We start from the raw sequence: 16,617 nt of genomic DNA on the forward strand, positions 1-16,617 counted from the left end.
TCAGGCCGCACAAGTTCCTGCGCAACAAGAAGCAGGAGTGGGAGGAGTACCGCAGCGAGGTCACGGCCTTCGAGCTGCGGAAGAATCTGCCGGTGCTGTAAGGGAGTTGGCGGGGGAGGGGCTCGGTCGGGCGCCTCCCTCACCGGTGGCAGGGCCGAGGGCGGTTACGCGAAATACTTCTGGGCCGCCCGCACCCCCTCCGCCAGCGCGTGGATCTCCGGCTCCGTGTTGTACACGTAGAAGCTCGCCCGCGTCGTCGCCGCCAGGCCGTAGCGGCGGGCCAGTGGGCGGGCGCAGTGGTGGCCCGTGCGGACGGCCACTCCTCGGTCGTCCAGGATCTGGCCCACGTCGTGGGGGTGGATGCCGTCGACCACGAACGACACCGCCGAGCCCCGGTCCGTCAGGTCCTCGGGGCCGATGATCCGGACCCCCGGGATCTCGCCCAGGAGGTTCAGGGCCAGGGCGGTCAGCGCGTCCTCGTGGGCCGCGACCTCCCGTATTCCCAGGGCCTCCAGGTAGTCCACCGCCGCGGCCAGGCCCACCGCCTGGGCGGTCATCGGGACGCCCGCCTCGAACCGCTGCGGGGGCGGCAGGAACGTCGAGCGCTCCATCTCGACCACCTCGATCATCGAGCCGCCCGTCAGGAACGGGGGCAGCTCGTTCAGCAGGGCCGCGCGGCCCCACAGGACGCCCACGCCGCTCGGGCCCAGCATCTTGTGGCCCGAGAAGGCCAGGAAGTCCGCGCCCAGTTCCGTCACGTCCACCGGTCGGTGGGGGACCGACTGAGCCCCGTCCACCAGCACCAGCGCGCCCACCGCATGCGCCCGGTCCGCGATCGTACGGACGGGATTGAGCGTGCCCAGAACGTTCGACTGGTGGGTCAGGGCGACCACCTTCGTCGACTCGTCCACCAGGTCGTCGAGGCCGTCCAGGTCGAGTCGGCCGTCGTCGGTCAGGCCGAACCAGGCCAGCCGCGCCCCGGTCCGCTCGGCCAGCTGCTGCCAGGGCACCAGGTTCGCGTGGTGCTCCATCTCGGTCACCACGATCTTGTCGCCCGGTCCGAGCCGGCCCGCGTTCTCCAGGGCGTACGCCACCAGGTTGATGCCCTCGGTGGTGTTCTTGGTGAAGACGATCTCGTCCTCCGCCGCGCCGACGAAGGCGGCGATCCTGCGGCGTGCGCCCTCGTACGCGTCGGTCGCCTCGACCGACAGCTGGTGCGCGCCGCGGTGCACGGCCGCGTTGTGGTTCAGGTAGAAGTCCCGTTCCGCGTCCAGGACTTGGAGCGGCTTCTGGGTGGTGGCGCCCGAGTCCAGATAGACAAGGCGCGCCCCGCTGTCGAGCGTGCGGCCGAGGATCGGGAAGTCCGCCCGCACCTGGTCCACGTCGAACCCTGTCGCGGTTGTCATGTTGGCGTACGTCATCTTTTGGCGCGCCCCCTTCTTATAACGCTGTATCTATTATTTCTCCGTGAGGGGAACGTAGACCTTCTCACGGTTAACGGCAAGCGTTAGCATGAGACGCGTGGATCACGACGCGCCGCACTACCTCCATCAGCTGCCGGTTCCCGGCGAGGAGCGCTTTCTCTCCCTCGCCCTGGTGAACACCCGGTTCGCGCTCAGCCACGGCCAGGTGGACCTCCTGGAGGACGCCGACGCCGCGCGGCTCTGGCTCGTACGTCATGAACTCCTGGCGGACCGGACAGCTCTGAGCGGCCGTCAGGCCGGGCGGCTGCGCTCGCTCCGCGAGGCGCTGCGGGAGCTCTTCGGGGCGCGGGCCGAAGGGGTCTCGCCGCCCGCGCCGAGCCTGGAGGCGCTCAATGCCGCGCTGGCCGCCGCGCCCCCCACGCCCCGCCTCCTGTGGACCGGCCGCGAGCCGCACCGCGCCGACGAACCCGACACCGCGAACCCGGTCGGCGCGGCGCTCTGCTCGCTCGCCGAGGACGGCGCCGACCTGCTCACCGGGGCCGACGCGGGCCAGCTCGCGCCCTGCGGCGCCCAGGGCTGCACCCGCTGGTTCCTGCGCTCCCACGCCGCCCGCCGCTGGTGCACCACCAAGTGCGGCAACCGCGTACGGGCCGCCCGCCACTACGCCGCCCGCAAGACGGCCAACTGAAGCCCAGCCTCGTCAACTCGCCTTCCAGCCAAGGGAATTGGTCATGCCGTACGTCACCGTCGAATACTCCGAGCGGCTCGCCGCCACGTTCGACCGGGGGGCCTTCGCCCGTGAGGTCCACGAGGTCGCGCCCGCGTCGGTCAATGCCTCCGTCGAGGCCTTCAAGACCCGGTTCCGGCGCATCGAGGAGTCGTACTTCGGCGCCGCCGAGGACGACATCGACGCTGTCTTCATCCAGGTCGCGATCCTCTCCGGGCGCACCCCGAAGGCCATCGAGGAGCTGAGCGAGACCGTCCTGCGGATCGCCCGCAAGCATGTGACGGGCGTCGCCGGGCGGCGGCTGCACGTCATGGTCGAGACCCGCGAGATGGAGCGGGACTTCTACCGCGCCCACAAGGAGTAGCCGCCGCGAAGACCGTGCGTCAGCCCAGGTACGCCGGGGCCAGTCCCGCCGTCAGCAGGTGGCGGGGCTTTCCCGTGCCGTCGGCCGGGACCGTGTACAGGTCGCTGCCGTAGTCGCCGGCCAGGGAGTAGGCCACCGTGTGGTCGTCCTGCCAGACCGCCTGGTCGTCCACGCTCCTCGGCTCGGCGAGCGCGGTCTCGTGCATCGTCGCCAGGTCCAGGGCGTACAGGTGCCAGGGCGCGTCGGCGGGCAGGCCCGGCACGCGCTTCTTGTAGACGACGCGGGTGCCGTCGGGGGAGAGGGAGGGGCACTCGACGTTCGCGTACAGGGAGGTCACCGTGCGCGCCGCGAGGTCGCCCCGTACGAGATGGGTGTGGCCGCCGGTCGCCATCGTCGCGTAGAAGTGCTGGTCGTCGGCGGCGAAGGTGACGCCCCAGAAGTTGGTGTCGGCGGCGTGGTGCTCCTTGCCGTCGAGGTAGGCCTTGAAGTCTTCGAGGGAGGACGTGAGCCGGCCTGTCCTGGTGTCGAGTACGGCCGTGCGGGTGGAGAAGTTCGTGCCCGCGTACGAGTCGCCGCCGACGAACACCGTCCAGGCCGCCCAGTGCCCGCTGGGGGAGACCCGGGCGCGGGTCGGGATGCCGGGGAGGCTGTAGTGCGCCCGCTCCCTGAGCTGGGCGTCGAGGACCACCGCGCGGTACGCGTCCTGCATCGCGCCGCGCTCGGCCTGGAGGCAGATGCCCGTGCCGGCGGCCGCGTAGAAGCGCAGACACTTCACGCCGGAGGCGGTGCGCGGGCCCGCCGGGTCGGCGGCCGGGACCGCGGCCAGCTCGTCGCGGTGCGGGCCCCACGCCATGTTGCGGAACACGATCTTCCGCGTGGTGTCCGGCGTCAACGACACCTTTCCGGCGGCCACTGGGGGACCGTCCGCCTGCGTCCGGTTCTTCCGGTCCTCGCGGCCCGCTGCGTGCAGCACGGACGCGGTCGCGACTCCCGCGAGGACGGCGAGCGCCGCCACGAGGACCAGGATCTTGTTGCGGAGGGTCAAGGCCGGGCTTCCTTCGGGGAGTTCGAGGGGCGGAGCAGGAACGCGCCCACCGCGCACGCGGTCAGGACGGCTGCCGCCGTGCCCAGCGCCGTCCTGTCGCCCCACGCCGTCCAGGCGGCGCCGAACGCGATCGAGCAGGCGAAGCGGGCCATGGCCTGGCCGGTCTGGATCAGCGCGAGCCCGGAGGAACGGAGTTCGGCCGGGACCGACCCCGCGGCCGCCGCCATCAGGACGCCGTCGGTCGCCGCGTAGAACCCGCCGTGCAGGGCCAGCGTGAGGAAGGGGAGCGCCGGGCTCTGCCACCCGGTCAGGAGCAGGACGTACGCAAGCAGGAGGGCCACATGGCCGCCGAGGAACACCTGCCAGCGGCCCACCTTGTCGGCGAGGCGGCCCAGCGGTACGGCCAGGAGCAGGAAGGCGGCCGCGGTGCCGAGGGGGAGCAGCGCGAACCAGCGGTCGGGAACGCCGAGCCGGTGTTGGAGCAGCAGGTAGACGAAGGAGTCGCTGACCGTCGCGAGGCCCAACAGGAGGGCAGCCAGGGTGAGTTGACGTACCGTCCGGATCCGGAGCAGCGCCAGGGCCGCCTTCAGGGAGGCGCGCGGGGCGCCCTCCGGAAGGGTGGCGACGGGGGCGCGGGAGGGGACGAAAAGGAGCAGGACCAGGACGCCGACGGCCGCCACGCAGAAGCTGACCGTGAACACCGCGTCGTAGCCGTCGGCCGCCTGACGCAGAATCAGGAACGCGGTCAGCGGGCCGAGCAGGGCGCCCGCCGTGTCCATCGCCCGGTGCACCCCGAAGGCCCGGCCGCGCGATTCCGGCGCGGACGCCAGCGAGATCAGGGCGTCGCGCGGCGCGGTGCGCAGCCCCTTGCCGGTGCGGTCGGCGGCGAGCACCGCGCCGATCAGCGGCAGTGAACCCGCCACCAGGAGCAGGGGTTTGCACAGTGCGGAGAGGCCGTAGCCGAGCACGGCGACCGTCTTGTGCCGGCCGCCCCGGTCGGCGAGATGGCCGCCGACGAGCCGGACAAGGGCGCTGAAGCCGTTGTACACGCCGTCGAGCAGGCCGAACCCGAGCGGGGACAGGCCGAGGCCCGTCACCAGGTACAGCGGGAGCACGGCGGTGACCATCTCCGAGGAGACGTCCGTGATGAGACTGACCGTGCCGAGCGCGAACACGGTGGGGGCGACCGCCGAACGCCGCCCGGAAGAGACCCGGGCGGCGTCGGCGGGGGCGGCAGGAGTGCCGCGACTGTCCGCTACGTACACGTCAGCTTGCCCAGATCCCCGTGATGTCGGTGGAGCCCGCGGCCTGTCCGGCGTGCGAGGTGCCGTACATGTCCTCGATCGTGCGCAGCACGTTGTAGTGGTTGTACGTCGTCGAGGACGAGGAGCCCGGCGTCACCGGCTGGCCGTAGAAGACCGTCGGGATCTTGTTGCCGGCGAGCCGGTTGTCCTCGTCGAAGGTGACGACGAGCAGGCTGTTGTGGGTCTTGGCCCAGGTCGCGTAAGCGCCCAGGTTGTTCTTCAGCCAGGTGTCCCCCGTGGAGACCGAGCAGTCGTGCATGTCGCTGCACAGGTTCGGGGTGACGTACGAGACCTGGGGCAGCTTGGTGTAGTCGGTGGGGAACTGGGCGAAGGTGTACGCCGAGGAGGTCGGCACGTTCGAGAAGCCGAACCACGGGTTGTGCTTCTGCGCGTACTTGCCGCTGGAGCACGTGGTCGAGCCCTGGCTGGGCAGCGACTCGTTGTAGCTCGCCCACGTCCTGCCCGCCGCGATCAGCTCGGATGCGAGGTTAGGCGCGGAGGAGAAGCCGGGGGTCACACAGCTGTCGTCGGTGATGCCCTGCGTCGAGCCGGAGAACATGGCGTAGTAGTTCGGCTGGCTCGGGTGGGTCTCGGCGTACGAGGCCGTCAGGCTCGCGCCGCCGGACTTCAGCGAGTTGATGTACGGGGCGCTGGAGCTGCCGATGACCTGGTTGTAGGCGTGGTTCTCCATGACCACGACCACGACGTGGTCGGGCGTGGGGACGCTCGCCGCGGAGGCCGCGGAGGACGTTCCGCCGAGGCCGGCCCACAGGCCGGCGGACGCGGCCGCGAGGCCCAGGGCGGAGAAGAGGGCGGTGCGGGTGCGGCGCGGTTTGGGCTCGCCGGACACGGCTACCTCCGGATTGAGGGGGGTGGCTGCACCCGCAGGCCGGGTGCACCAGGGGGCGGTTTGCGGTGCACCCCGGAGGTTAGGGGTGTGCATGTCAACCCGGAAGGTGAAAGCGGGTGAAGACCCGGGGAACGTCCCGTGCCCAATGCGGTGGCAGCCCCATGAATCACCTCCGTCCCCCTACCTTGGGGTGAATGACCAGCTCCACCCCCCACCACGGTCCGCCCGCTTCACCCGCCCCCGACCGCAGGCCCTTCTTCGACAACGCAAAGTTCCTGCTCATCGCGCTGGTCGCGCTCGGCCACAGCTGGGAGCAGGTCTTCTCGCCCCACACGCACGGGCTCAGAGCCGTGCACAATCTGGTCTACGGCTTTCACATGCCGGCCTTCATCCTGCTCTCCGGCTACTTCTCGCGCAGCTTCACCGGCCGTCCGGACCAGATCCGCCGGCTGCTCGCCGGGGTCCTCGCGCCCTACCTGATCTTCGAGACGCTCTACACCTTCGTCTACCACTGGCTGCGCGGCACGGAATTCGCGATCACGCCGACCTCGCCGACGTATCTGCTGTGGTTCCTCGTCGCGCTGTTCCTCTGGCGGCTGTCGACCCCGATCTGGAACGCCGTGCGTCACCCCGTCGCCATCGCGGTCGTCGTCTCGCTCGCCGCGGGCACCACCGTGATCGGCGAGGACCTGGCGCTGCCCCGGGTTCTGATGTTCCTGCCCTGGTTCGTCCTCGGGCTCAAGCTGCGCCCCGAGCACTTCGCCCGGCTGCGCACCCGCACGGCCCGTCGCATCGCGGTGCCGGTCTTCCTCGGGGCCTTCGCGCTCGCCTACCGCCTGTCGCCCGCGCCGAGCGACGACTGGCTGTCGATGGACGTCGGCAACGGCGTGCTGAACGTCTCGCCCGTCCGGTATCTGCTGCTCAGGCTCGCCCTGTTCGCGGTGAGCGCGCTGCTCGTGGGGTCGTTCCTGGCGCTGGTGCCGGGCCGCCGGATGTGGATCACGGCGCTGGGCGCGGTCACCCTCTACCCGTATCTGATGCACGGGATCCTGATCCGGGTCGCCGAGCACTACGGGTTCTTCCACGTCGTACGGCAGTCGGGGCTCGCGGGCCAGCTGGTGCTCAGCGGGCTCGCGGTGGGGGTGGTCGTCCTGCTGTCGACGCCGCCGGTGCGGGCGCTGGCCCGGCCTCTGGTGGAGCCGAGGTTTCCGCGGTGGCTCGTGCCCACGGCGCAGGAGCCCGTGCCCGCGACCGTCCCGACGGCCGCCGCCGAGCGCGAGAAGACGCTGGCGCGCTGAGCGGCCGAGACCCTGGTAGCCGGCGCGGGGCGGTTCGCGGAGGCAGTCCGCCGCGGTCAGTTCGCGGCGGGCTTCCAGGGGGAGGCCGGGCCTTCGGCGCCCGCGGTCTGCGTCCAGTACAGCCGGCCGTCCAGGCCGATGGCGGCCGCGGTCGTGTCCCGGCCGTCGGCGACGGCCGAGGGCGCGCCGGTGAACAGGATGCTGCCGTCGGACTTCCACTGCGGGTCCTCGGCGCCCGGCTCAAGCGTGGCGAGCGCGCCGGACGCGGTGCGGCCGGTGAGCAGCGGGCCCGCCGCGCCGACCATGCCGTAGCCGGACGTGTCGCCGAGGTCGGTCGCCGCGGACGGGGTCACGCCGGTGAACAGCACGCTCTGGACGTTGCCCGAGTCCACCTTGCGGAAGTACACCCGCACCCCGTCGCCCTCCGGGCGGGCGGAGAGGCCCGTCGTGTTCGGCGGCAGCTTCGTCTCGGTGGCGCGCTCCGGCATCGGGGCGCCCGCCTGCGGCTGCGCCCAGGTCAGCACGGTCTTCGGGGTGCTGGAGAAGACGTGGATGCGGCCCGCGCCGTCGGCGGTGGCGACCGGGTCGCCCGCCATGTTGACGCCGCCGTGGACGGCCCACGGGCTCCAGGTGCCGTCCTCGGCCAGGTTCGCCGAGTACAGCTGGCGGTCGCCGCCGCGCAGGAACACCGAGAGCTTGCCGGTGCCGTCCACCGCCGCGGTCGGCGTGGACATGTCGAAGACACCGTTGGTGCCGCTGTGGTCGGGGGAGCCGAGCGAACGCCACGGCCCGAAGTTCCCGCCCGGCGTCGTCTGGACCGCGGCCACGACCTCGCGGCGGTAGTCGGTCAGCTCGGCCCCGAACAGGGTGCGGGTGCCGAACACCGCGAGCCGGCCGTCCGGCAGGCGCGTCGCGCTCACACCGGAGTCCATGCCGTCGCCGGGCAGCATCCTGGGCTCGCCCCAGGTGCCCGCGCCCGGCGCCTTGTGCCACACCGCGAGGCGCTGGCCGAGCACGCCGAACGCCCACAGGCTCCCGTCCTTGCCGGACTGCAGCCAGGAGGTCGAGTTGGTGCGGGAGTAACGGACCGACTGGGCCCAGCCGTTGCCGTACGGGCGGATCGACACCTTGCGGTCGCCGCAGCCGGCGGCGCTGTCGCAGTAGTTGTCGTTCGGGTTCATCCAGGCGTACGTCTTGACGATGTCGGCCTTGGCGTCGGCGGCCGGCTTGGCGAACGTGTGCGGCAGGTAGCTGGTGTTGTAGCCGAAGTACGTCTGCACGCTGAAGTTCGGGTGGTTCACGGACTTCGCGTACAGCTGGAGGGCGGCCTGCGCGAAGCGGGCGCTGAAGATGTGGTCCTGGTGGTCCACGATCTTGTGGAACTTGCCCTCCTTGCCCGGGGTCGGGTCGAGGGTGCGCACGTGGGTCGGGCGGAAGTGCTCCATCAGACCGGCGAGCGTCTTGACGACCTGGTCCTTCGTGTACGTGAAGGGCTTGGCCGGGCTGCCGGAGGCTATCTGCGAGGTGAGCCTGTCGACCTGGCCGTTCCACAGGCCGCGCAGGCTGTGCGGCTGGTTGCCGTTGATGCTGCCGGCCTCGCGCAGTTGGATCCACACCAGGTGGATGTCGGGGTGCGCGTCCAGGGTGTCGACCTCGGCGGTGCCGCCGCCGGCGGTGGGTATGGAGGTGCGCGTCCACGAGCTGCCGCGGTCGCCGGTCGCCATCTGCGCGTACGCCCCGCGTATGCCGTTCTGGCGGGCCTCGGAGTACTTCGCCTTGTCGACCAGGGGCTTGGGGCCGCCCGGCTTCTTCGGCGGCGGGGCGTTCACGCCGTCCGCCTCGCCGGCCGTGACGTACACCGACGTCATGGGGCGGCCGGAGCGCAGCGACTGGCCGGTGTCCGGGTTCATGAAGAACAGGTCGTCGTCCGGGTGGGCGATGACCTGCATGACCGAGCCGTTCGCGGGCCGCACCGGTCCCGATGCTGCCGCCGCCGGCGTGCCCGAGGCGTGGCCGCCGGGGGTGTCCGTTCCCTCGGTGTCGGACATCGCGAGTTCGGCGAAGACGCCGCCCGTGATGAGCACGGCGGCGAGCGCGGAGCCGGCGACGGCGCCACGGCGGGACAGCAGCGCGGAGCGCAGCGGCAGCCTGGACTTCATGGGTACGGTCTTTCGGTCTGGGCGGCCTGGCGGCCGGGGTCAGCGCGTGAGCACTTCCTCGCCGAAAGCCCGGTCGTGAGTGCCCGATCAGGGCTGGTCAGAACCTGATCGGCATAGAAGACGAAAGGTCCAAGAATCGGGTTCATTTGGACTCGATGGCAAATCGTGTGGCCTTGATCACCTCGAATTGCCCTCATATCCCCCAAAGTCCGGCACATACCCCCGCGAACTGGGCGCGAGGAGGGGGTGGTTCGCTTTCGGAATGTCCGGAAAGTTGCCCTATGTGGGTGGGGCGTCACCTGCGGTGAGGGAGGGCGGGGGTGGTCGTCAGGGCCGAAGGTCCTGTGACGGCCGGCGCCCGCCCCCGGTGCCGGGCGCCCCTTCCGGGGGAGGGAGAACGACCCCGCGGGCCGCCCCGGCGAGCGGCCCCGGCCCGGCCACCCGGGACCACCTCGCCGGGCCCCGGTGGCCCCGGTGCGGCTAGGCTCGGAATCCGGGTCTTGATCGGGTGGGCCGGTTCCGGGAACGCCCGGCCGGGCGTGCGGGCGTACGTACGAGGTGGGAGGCGGCCAGATGACGGTGCCGGGGCGCAGGGGCAGTACCTTCACGCGGCTGCTGCGGCATGGCTTCACCGACCCTTCGGCCTCCGAGCGGCTCCTGGAAACCCCCGAGCTCGCCCCCGTACGGTCCGACCCGGTGCTCCTGGACGCGCTCGGCGCCACCGCCGACCCCGATCTGGCCCTGCTCGGGCTCGTCCGCATCGTGGAGGCGCAGGACGCCGACGAGCGCCGCGCGCTCCTGGACACCCTCGTCACGGCGAAGCCGCTGCGCGACCGGCTGCTCGGAGTGCTCGGCGCCTCCGAGGCGCTCGGCGACCACCTGGCCCGCCACCCCCGCGACTGGCACGCCCTGGTCACCTACGAGGCCGCCGACCTGCATCCCGGGGTCGCCGACTTCGAGCGGGGCCTGGCCGAGGCCACCGACCCGGTGACGCTGCGGGTCGCCTACCGGCGGTGCCTGCTCGCCATAGCGGCCCGTGACGTGTGCGGGACGACCGACATGGCCGAGACCGCCGCCGAGCTCGCCGACCTCGCCACCGCCACCCTGCGCGCCGCGCTCGCCATCGCCCGCACCGCCGCCCCCGAGGACGCCGCCCAGTGCCGGCTCGCGGTGATCGCGATGGGCAAGTGCGGAGGTCACGAGCTCAACTACGTCTCCGATGTCGACGTGATCTTCGTGGCCGAACCGGCCGACGGCGGCGACGAGGGCAAGGCGATGCGGGCCGCCTCCCGGCTCGCTTCCCACCTCATGCGGATCTGCTCCGAGACCACCGTCGAGGGCGTCATCTGGCCCGTCGACGCCAACCTGCGCCCCGAGGGCCGCAACGGCCCGCTGGTGCGGACGCTCTCCAGCCACCTCGCCTACTACCAGCGCTGGGCCAAGACCTGGGAGTTCCAGGCGCTGCTCAAGGCCCGGCCGGTGGCGGGCGACCCCGAGCTCGGCCAGGACTACGTCGAGGCCGTCTCGCCGCTGGTGTGGCAGGCGGCCGAGCGGGACAACTTCGTCGCCGACGTCCAGAAGATGCGGCGCCGGGTCGTCGACAACATCCCCGCCGCCCAGGTCGAGCGCGAGCTCAAGCTGGGCCCCGGGGGCCTTCGCGACGTCGAATTCGCCGTCCAGCTCCTGCAGTTGGTGCACGGGCGCAGCGACGCCACGCTGCACAGCGGCACCACCCTGGACGCGCTCGCGGCGCTCGCGGCCGGCGGCTACGTGGGCCGGGCGGACGCCGCGCAGCTGGACGAGGCGTACCGCTTCCTGCGCGCGATGGAGCACCGCATACAGCTCTACCGGCTGCGCCGCACTCACCTCGTGCCCGAGGACGAGGCCGACCTGCGCCGGCTCGGCCGCTCGCTCGGCCTGCGCACCGAGCCCGTCGTCAGCCTCAACAAGGAGTGGAAGCGGCACGCGTCCGTCGTGCGCCGCCTGCACGAGAAGCTCTTCTACCGGCCGCTCCTGGACGCCGTCGCCCAGCTCGCCCCCGGAGAGACCCGGCTCAGCGCCCGCGCCGCCGCCCACCGCCTCGAAGCGCTCGGGTACGCCGACCCGGCGGCCGCCCTGCGCCACCTGGAGGCGCTGTCCTCCGGAGTCAGCCGCAAGGCCGCCATCCAACGCACCCTGCTGCCCGTCCTGTTGGGCTGGTTCGCGGACTCCGCCGACCCGGACGCCGGACTGCTCGGCTTCCGCAAGGTCTCCGACGCGCTCGGCAAGACCCCCTGGTACCTGCGGCTCCTGCGCGACGAGGGCGCCGCCGCCGAGAACCTGGCCCGCGTCCTGTCGGCCGGCCGGCTCGCCCCCGACCTGCTGCTCCGCGCCCCCGAGGCGGTCGCGATCCTGGGCGACCCGGACGGGCTCGTGCCGCGCGGCCGGGACCACCTGGAGCAGGAGGTCCTCGCCGCGGTCGGCCGCGCCGAGACCGCCGAGGGCGCGGTCGCCGCCGCCCGAGGAGTGCGCCGCCGCGAACTGTTCCGCACCACCGCGGGCGACCTCATCGGCTCGTACGGCACCGAGGACAGCCCCGCCGAGGAGGACCCGGGCGCCCTCGTCGACCGGGTCGGGGGCGCGGTCACCGACCTGAACGCGGCCACCATCGCGGGCGCCCTGCGCGCCGCCGTGCGGGCCGAGTGGGGCGACATCCTGCCCACCCGGTTCGCGGTCATCGGCATGGGCCGCTTCGGCGGCCACGAGCTGAGCTACGGCTCGGACGCGGACGTCCTGTTCGTGCACGAGCCCCGCGAGGGCGTCGACGAGCAGGAGGCCGCGAAGGCTGCCAACCGCGTCGTCGCCGAGATGCGCCGGCTCCTCCAACTCCCCACCGCCGACCCGCCGTTGATGATCGACGCGGACCTCCGGCCGGAGGGCAAGTCCGGGCCGATGGTCCGCACGCTCAAGTCGTACGAGGCGTACTACCGGCGCTGGTCGCTGGTCTGGGAGAGCCAGGCGCTGCTGCGCGCCGAGGTGATGGCGGGCGACGCCGACCTCGGGGCCCGCTTCATCGAGCTCATCGACCCGCTGCGGTATCCGATGGAGGGCCTCGGCGACGACGCGGTACGCGAGATCCGCCGGCTCAAGGCCCGCATGGAGTCCGAGCGGATGCCGCGCGGCGCCGACCCCACCCTGCACACCAAGCTCGGCCGGGGCGGCCTGTCCGACGTCGAGTGGACGGTCCAGCTCCTCCAGATGCGGCACGGCTGGGACGAGCCCGGCCTGCGGACGACCCGCACCCGCGAGGCCCTGGCCGCCGCGCACGCGGCCGGGCTCATCGGCACGGAGGACGCCTCGATACTGGACGAGGCGTGGGTGCTGGCCACGCGGGTGCGCAACGGCGTCATGCTGGTGCGGGGCCGCGCCGGGGACACGTTCCCCTCCGACGGGCGGGAGCTGGCGGCGGTCGGACGTTACCTGGGGTACGAGCCGGGGCATGTCGGGGACATGCTGGAGGACTACCGGCGGCTTACGCGGCGGGCGCGGGCGGTTGTGGAGGAGCTGTTCTACGGGGCGCACCTGTAGCGTGCGGGCCTCTGCCCCCAGGCCCGCTTTCTGGGGGCTCTGCCCCGGACCCCCGTTCGCGCCTCAAGGGCGCTCGGCCTCAAACTCCCCCGAGGCCTTAAGGGCCAGGGGGGACCCTCATGACGGCCTGGGTTGCCCCGGTACCCGGCGCTTCGGCTTCGGCTCTATCAGCTTCGGGAGCTGGTGCGGCAGGCTGCCGTACCAGGTTCGGGAGACCAGGAAGCCGAAGGTCAGGCAGAGGAGGCCGCCCACCGCGTCCAGCCAGAAGTGGTTCGCAGTGGAGACGATCACCACCAGCGTGGCCGCCGGGTACAGCAGCCCCAGGATCTTCGCCCAGGGCGCGGACGCGAGCGCGAAGATCGTCAGGCCGCACCAGGTCGACCACCCGATGTGCATGGACGGCATCGCGGCGTACTGGTTCGACATGTTCTTCAGGTCGCCCGAGGCCATCGAGCCCCAGGTGTGGTGCACCAGGACCGTGTCGACGAAACCCCCGCCGTTCATCAGGCGGGGCGGCGCCAGCGGGAAGAAGTAGTAGCCGACCAGGGCCACGCCCGTCGTCGCGAAGAGTACGAGCCGTGACGCCGCGTAGCGGCCGGGGTGACTACGGAACAGCCACGCGAGAACACCGATGGTGATGATGAAGTGCAGTGTCGCGTAGTAGTAGTTCATGCCGACGATGAGCCATGTCACCGAATTCACGGCGTGGTTGACCGACTGCTCCACCGCGATGCCCAGGTGGTGCTCGACGCTCCAGATCCAGTCGGCGTTCTTGAGCGCCTGCGCCTTCTGCTCCGGCACCGCGTTGCGGATCAGTGAGTACACCCAGTAACTCACCGCGATCAGAAGCACTTCGAACCAGATGCGAGGGCGGCGCGGTGAGCGCACACCTCTCAACCGGGCGGAAAATCCGGTTCGTCCGGGTTCGGTGCTGTGGGGTGAGGCCGACGGCTCGTTGGTTGGAGCGGCCGTCCGGCCTTCCAGAGTCTTCACGGTCATTTCACCCATGGGAAGAGAGTCTGCCAGATGCACATACCCCAGGCCGATCATCCTCCGGTCGGGTTCGCTCCGCACCTGCTACTCCCTGAGGACGACGTCTCCCGGCGTACGTCAGGGTCGGCTTCGGGGGCGCGCTCCGGAGGTTGAACCGCGTACGACCAGCTCGGGCATGAACACGAACTCGCTGTGCGGGGCGGGTGTGCCCCCGACCTCTTCGAGGAGGGCGCGGACGGCCGCTTGACCCATCGCGGTCACCGGCTTGCGGATGGTGGTCAGTGGCGGGTCGGTGAACGCTATCAGCGGAGAGTCGTCGAAGCCCACCACGGAGACATCGCGGGGCACATCCAGGCCCGCCTGACGCGCGGCCCGGATCGCGCCGAGCGCCATCATGTCGCTGGCGCACACCACCGCGGTACAGCCCTGCGCGATGAGCGCGGAGGCGGCCGCCTGACCGCCCTCCAGGGTGTACAGCGAGTGCTGGATCAGTGACTCGGCCTCCGCGGTCGTCAGACCGAGCCGGTCCTGCATGCCGGCCGTGAAGCCCTCGATCTTGCGCAGGACGGGAACGAACCGCTTGGGGCCGACCGCCAGGCCGATCCGGGTGTGGCCGAGCGCCGCGAGGTGGGTGACCGCGAGCCGCATCGCGGCCCGGTCGTCGGGCGAGATGAAGGGCGCCTGCACCTTCGGCGAGAAGCCGTCCACCAGGACGTACGGCACGCCCTGGGCGCGCAGCTGCTCGTAGCGCTCCATGTCGGCGGTGGTGTCCGCGTGCAGCCCGGAGACGAAGATGATCCCGGAGACGCCCCGGTCCACCAGCATCTCGGTGAGCTCGTCCTCGGTGGATCCGCCGGGCGTCTGCGTCGCGAGCACCGGGGTGTATCCCTGCCGGGTCAGCGACTGGCCGATGACCTGGGCGAGGGCGGGGAAGATCGGGTTTTCCAGTTCCGGCGTTATCAGGCCGACGAGCCCCGCGCTGCGCCGGCGCAGTCGTACGGGCCGCTCGTAGCCCAGCACGTCGAGTGCGGCGAGAACGGATTCGCGGGTGCCCGCGGCCACACCGGGCTTGCCGTTGAGCACGCGGCTGACTGTGGCTTCGCTGACCCCCGCCTGGGCTGCGATGTCGGCGAGCCGTGCGGTCACGGGATTGGACTGTACCGGTCGCACGTCAGATTGCCCACCAGACCGCGGATTCGGCCGGGAGCAGGGCGCTCGCGCCGTCGAACTCGACGGCGCCGCTGGTGAGCAGCGGCCGTCCGGGGAGCGGGAGTTGGACCTCGTGGCCCAGGGTGTTGAGGGTGCAGACGAAACCGGGCCGGGCGAAAGCGAGCACTCCCCGTGGTGCCGGGAGCCAGTCCATCGTGCCGTCGCCGAGGCCCGGCAGCTCGCGGCGCAGGGTGAGTGCCGCGCGGTAGAGCTCCAGGGTCGAGTGCGGGTCGCCGGACTGGGAGGCGACGCTGAGCCCGCGCCACGAGTCGGGCTGCGGCAGCCAGGGCGCGGCCTCGCCGAATCCGTACGACGGGCCGTTCGTGGTCCACGGGATCGGGACGCGGCAGCCGTCCCGGAAGCCGTCCTGGCCGGCCGCGCGGTGGAACGCGGGGTCCTGGCGCAGCTCGTCCGGCAGGTCGGTGACCTCGGGCAGGCCGAGCTCCTCCCCTTGATAGAGGTAGGCGGAGCCGGGCAGGGCCAGGGTGAACAGGGCCGCGGCGCGGGCCCGGCGCAGGCCCTGCGCGCCGCCGCCGTAGCGGGTCACATGGCGTACGACGTCGTGGTTGGAGAGCACCCACGTCGTCGGGGCGCCGACCGCGCCCGTCGCGGCGAGCGAGGCGTCGACCGTCTCGCGCATCCGCTCCGCGTCCCAACTGCAGTTGAGGAACTGGAAGTTGAAGGCCTGGTGCAGTTCGTCGGGGCGTACGTACAGGGCGAGGCGCTCGGGCGAGGGGGCCCAGGCCTCGGCGACCGCGATGCGCTCGCCGTCGTAGCTGTCGAGCAGCGCGCGCCAGGCGCGGTGGATCTCGTGGACGCCGTCCTGGTCGAAGAAGGGGAGCACCTGGCTGCCGATGAGCTTGGCCTGCTCGCTGGCGCCGATGTCGGGCAGGCCCGCCGCCTTGACCATGCCGTGGGCCACGTCGATGCGGAAGCCGTCGACGCCGAGGTCCAGCCAGAAGCGGAGCACCGAGTCGAACTCGGCGCGCACCTCGGGGTGGTCCCAGTCGAGGTCGGGCTGCTCGGGGGCGAACAGGTGCAGGTACCAGTCGCCGTCGGGGGCCTGCGTCCAGGCGGGCCCGCCGAACACCGACTCCCAGTCGTTGGGCGGGAGTTGACCGCCCGCGCCCTTTCCGGGGCGGAAGAGGTAGCGCGCGCGCTCGGGGCCGCCGGCCAGCGCCGCACGGAACCAGGGGTGCTGGTCGGAGGTGTGGTTGGGGACGATGTCGACGATGACGCGCAGGCCGAGCCGGTGGGCCTCGCGCACCAGGTCGTCCGCGTCGGACAGCGAGCCGAAGAGCGGGTCCACCGTCCGGTAGTCGGCCACGTCGTAGCCGCCGTCCGCCTGCGGCGAGAGATAGAAGGGGGTGAGCCAGACCGCGTCAGCGCCCAGGTCCTTCAGATGGGGAAGCCGGGCCCGGATGCCGGGCAGGTCGCCGATGCCGTCGCCGTCGCCGTCCGCGAAGGAGCGGACGTACACCTGGTAGATCACGGCGTCGCGCCACCAGCCGGTCCGGGGGCCGGTGTGCTCCTGGGCGACGGCGGCCGTCGTCAGCTCCTGCGTCATGTGTGGTCCCTCTCGAAAACCCTGCATCTACGGGATCAACGCCGATGGCCCTCGAAAGTAACAGCCTTGCAAGCTCTTGCGGAACCCTTGCAGTAGCTCCGCAGGCGCAT

At 71.9% G+C, this 16,617-nt stretch carries 12 protein-coding genes and 1 pseudogene; 5 read left to right on the top strand and 8 right to left on the bottom strand.

Annotated elements, in window-relative coordinates; genetic code table 11:
- Positions 1 to 14: 14 nt before the first annotated feature.
- A pseudogene (locus ACSHXC_RS27685) lies at positions 15 to 101 on the top strand (glutamine synthetase); the annotation flags it as partial.
- 63 nt (positions 102 to 164) lie between these two features.
- Here the strand turns inward: ACSHXC_RS27685 and ACSHXC_RS27690 are convergent.
- Positions 165 to 1,406 (bottom strand): SufS family cysteine desulfurase, encoded by a 1,242-nt coding sequence (locus tag ACSHXC_RS27690; RefSeq protein ID WP_438294183.1) that lies wholly within the window; start codon positions 1,404 to 1,406, stop codon positions 165 to 167.
- 106 nt (positions 1,407 to 1,512) lie between these two features.
- Between ACSHXC_RS27690 and ACSHXC_RS27695 the strand changes: the two genes are divergently transcribed.
- Both ACSHXC_RS27695 and ACSHXC_RS27700 read left to right on the top strand, forming a co-directional pair.
- Positions 1,513 to 2,112 carry a CGNR zinc finger domain-containing protein gene (locus ACSHXC_RS27695; protein ID WP_438294184.1) on the top strand — a complete coding sequence of 200 codons (600 nt, stop codon included), beginning with the start codon at positions 1,513 to 1,515 and terminating at the stop codon, positions 2,110 to 2,112.
- Positions 2,113 to 2,155: 43 nt separating this feature from the next.
- Complete coding sequence (locus tag ACSHXC_RS27700) at positions 2,156 to 2,515, top strand: 5-carboxymethyl-2-hydroxymuconate Delta-isomerase (RefSeq protein WP_438294185.1); 360 nt, start codon at positions 2,156 to 2,158, stop codon at positions 2,513 to 2,515.
- Positions 2,516 to 2,534: 19 nt separating this feature from the next.
- Here ACSHXC_RS27700 and ACSHXC_RS27705 read toward each other — a convergent pair whose 3' ends face one another.
- Genes ACSHXC_RS27705 through ACSHXC_RS27715 form a run of 3 tightly spaced genes read right to left on the bottom strand, consistent with a single transcriptional unit; the run spans position 2,535 to position 5,714 of the window.
- A complete protein-coding gene (locus ACSHXC_RS27705) occupies positions 2,535 to 3,560 on the bottom strand; it encodes a TolB family protein (RefSeq protein WP_438294186.1) in 1,026 nt (341 codons plus the stop codon).
- Entirely contained in the window at positions 3,557 to 4,825 is a 1,269-nt protein-coding gene (locus ACSHXC_RS27710) for an MFS transporter (protein ID WP_438294187.1), read from the bottom strand. Before ACSHXC_RS27710 ends, ACSHXC_RS27705 begins: the two co-directional genes overlap by 4 nt.
- Position 4,826: 1 nt before the next feature.
- Positions 4,827 to 5,714 (bottom strand): alkaline phosphatase family protein, encoded by an 888-nt coding sequence (locus tag ACSHXC_RS27715; RefSeq protein WP_438294188.1) that lies wholly within the window; start codon positions 5,712 to 5,714, stop codon positions 4,827 to 4,829.
- A gap of 194 nt (positions 5,715 to 5,908) precedes the next feature.
- Between ACSHXC_RS27715 and ACSHXC_RS27720 the strand changes: the two genes are divergently transcribed.
- Positions 5,909 to 7,012, top strand: a complete 1,104-nt coding sequence (locus ACSHXC_RS27720; RefSeq protein ID WP_438294189.1) for an acyltransferase family protein — start codon at positions 5,909 to 5,911, stop codon at positions 7,010 to 7,012.
- Between the two features lie 56 nt (positions 7,013 to 7,068).
- On the opposite strand, the gene ACSHXC_RS27725 is transcribed toward ACSHXC_RS27720, so the two are convergent.
- Positions 7,069 to 9,171 (bottom strand): PIG-L family deacetylase, encoded by a 2,103-nt coding sequence (locus tag ACSHXC_RS27725; protein ID WP_438294190.1) that lies wholly within the window; start codon positions 9,169 to 9,171, stop codon positions 7,069 to 7,071.
- Positions 9,172 to 9,744: 573 nt separating this feature from the next.
- On the opposite strand from ACSHXC_RS27725, the gene ACSHXC_RS27730 reads away from it, so the two are divergent.
- Positions 9,745 to 12,738 (top strand): bifunctional [glutamine synthetase] adenylyltransferase/[glutamine synthetase]-adenylyl-L-tyrosine phosphorylase, encoded by a 2,994-nt coding sequence (locus ACSHXC_RS27730; RefSeq protein ID WP_438294191.1) that lies wholly within the window; start codon positions 9,745 to 9,747, stop codon positions 12,736 to 12,738.
- A gap of 117 nt (positions 12,739 to 12,855) precedes the next feature.
- Here ACSHXC_RS27730 and ACSHXC_RS27735 read toward each other — a convergent pair whose 3' ends face one another.
- The 3 genes from ACSHXC_RS27735 to ACSHXC_RS27745 form a co-directional block, all read right to left on the bottom strand.
- Positions 12,856 to 13,746 carry a phosphatase PAP2 family protein gene (locus tag ACSHXC_RS27735; protein ID WP_438294192.1) on the bottom strand — a complete coding sequence of 297 codons (891 nt, stop codon included), beginning with the start codon at positions 13,744 to 13,746 and terminating at the stop codon, positions 12,856 to 12,858.
- Positions 13,747 to 13,848: 102 nt separating this feature from the next.
- The gene (locus ACSHXC_RS27740) at positions 13,849 to 14,877 is read right to left on the bottom strand and encodes a LacI family DNA-binding transcriptional regulator (RefSeq protein WP_167153659.1); all 1,029 of its coding nucleotides are present in this window, start codon (positions 14,875 to 14,877) and stop codon (positions 13,849 to 13,851) included.
- A gap of 25 nt (positions 14,878 to 14,902) precedes the next feature.
- Entirely contained in the window at positions 14,903 to 16,507 is a 1,605-nt protein-coding gene (locus tag ACSHXC_RS27745) for a glycoside hydrolase family 13 protein (RefSeq protein WP_438294193.1), read from the bottom strand.
- Positions 16,508 to 16,617: the final 110 nt, after the last annotated feature.

The organism is Streptomyces sp. HUAS TT7 (assembly GCF_051550175.1).
In the GTDB taxonomy this organism is placed as follows: domain Bacteria; phylum Actinomycetota; class Actinomycetes; order Streptomycetales; family Streptomycetaceae; genus Streptomyces.

Excerpts from the sequence above, each read along its gene's own strand:
- ACSHXC_RS27690 (WP_438294183.1), bottom strand. The coding sequence starts at position 1,406 with ATGACAACCGCGACAGGGTTCGACGTGGACCAGGTGCGGGCGGACTTC.
- ACSHXC_RS27695 (WP_438294184.1), top strand. The coding sequence starts at position 1,513 with ATGAGACGCGTGGATCACGACGCGCCGCACTACCTCCATCAGCTGCCG.
- ACSHXC_RS27700 (WP_438294185.1), top strand. The coding sequence starts at position 2,156 with ATGCCGTACGTCACCGTCGAATACTCCGAGCGGCTCGCCGCCACGTTC.
- ACSHXC_RS27720 (WP_438294189.1), top strand. The coding sequence starts at position 5,909 with ATGACCAGCTCCACCCCCCACCACGGTCCGCCCGCTTCACCCGCCCCC.
- ACSHXC_RS27725 (WP_438294190.1), bottom strand. The coding sequence starts at position 9,171 with ATGAAGTCCAGGCTGCCGCTGCGCTCCGCGCTGCTGTCCCGCCGTGGC.
- ACSHXC_RS27730 (WP_438294191.1), top strand. The coding sequence starts at position 9,745 with ATGACGGTGCCGGGGCGCAGGGGCAGTACCTTCACGCGGCTGCTGCGG.
- ACSHXC_RS27735 (WP_438294192.1), bottom strand. The coding sequence starts at position 13,746 with ATGGGTGAAATGACCGTGAAGACTCTGGAAGGCCGGACGGCCGCTCCA.
- ACSHXC_RS27745 (WP_438294193.1), bottom strand. The coding sequence starts at position 16,507 with ATGACGCAGGAGCTGACGACGGCCGCCGTCGCCCAGGAGCACACCGGC.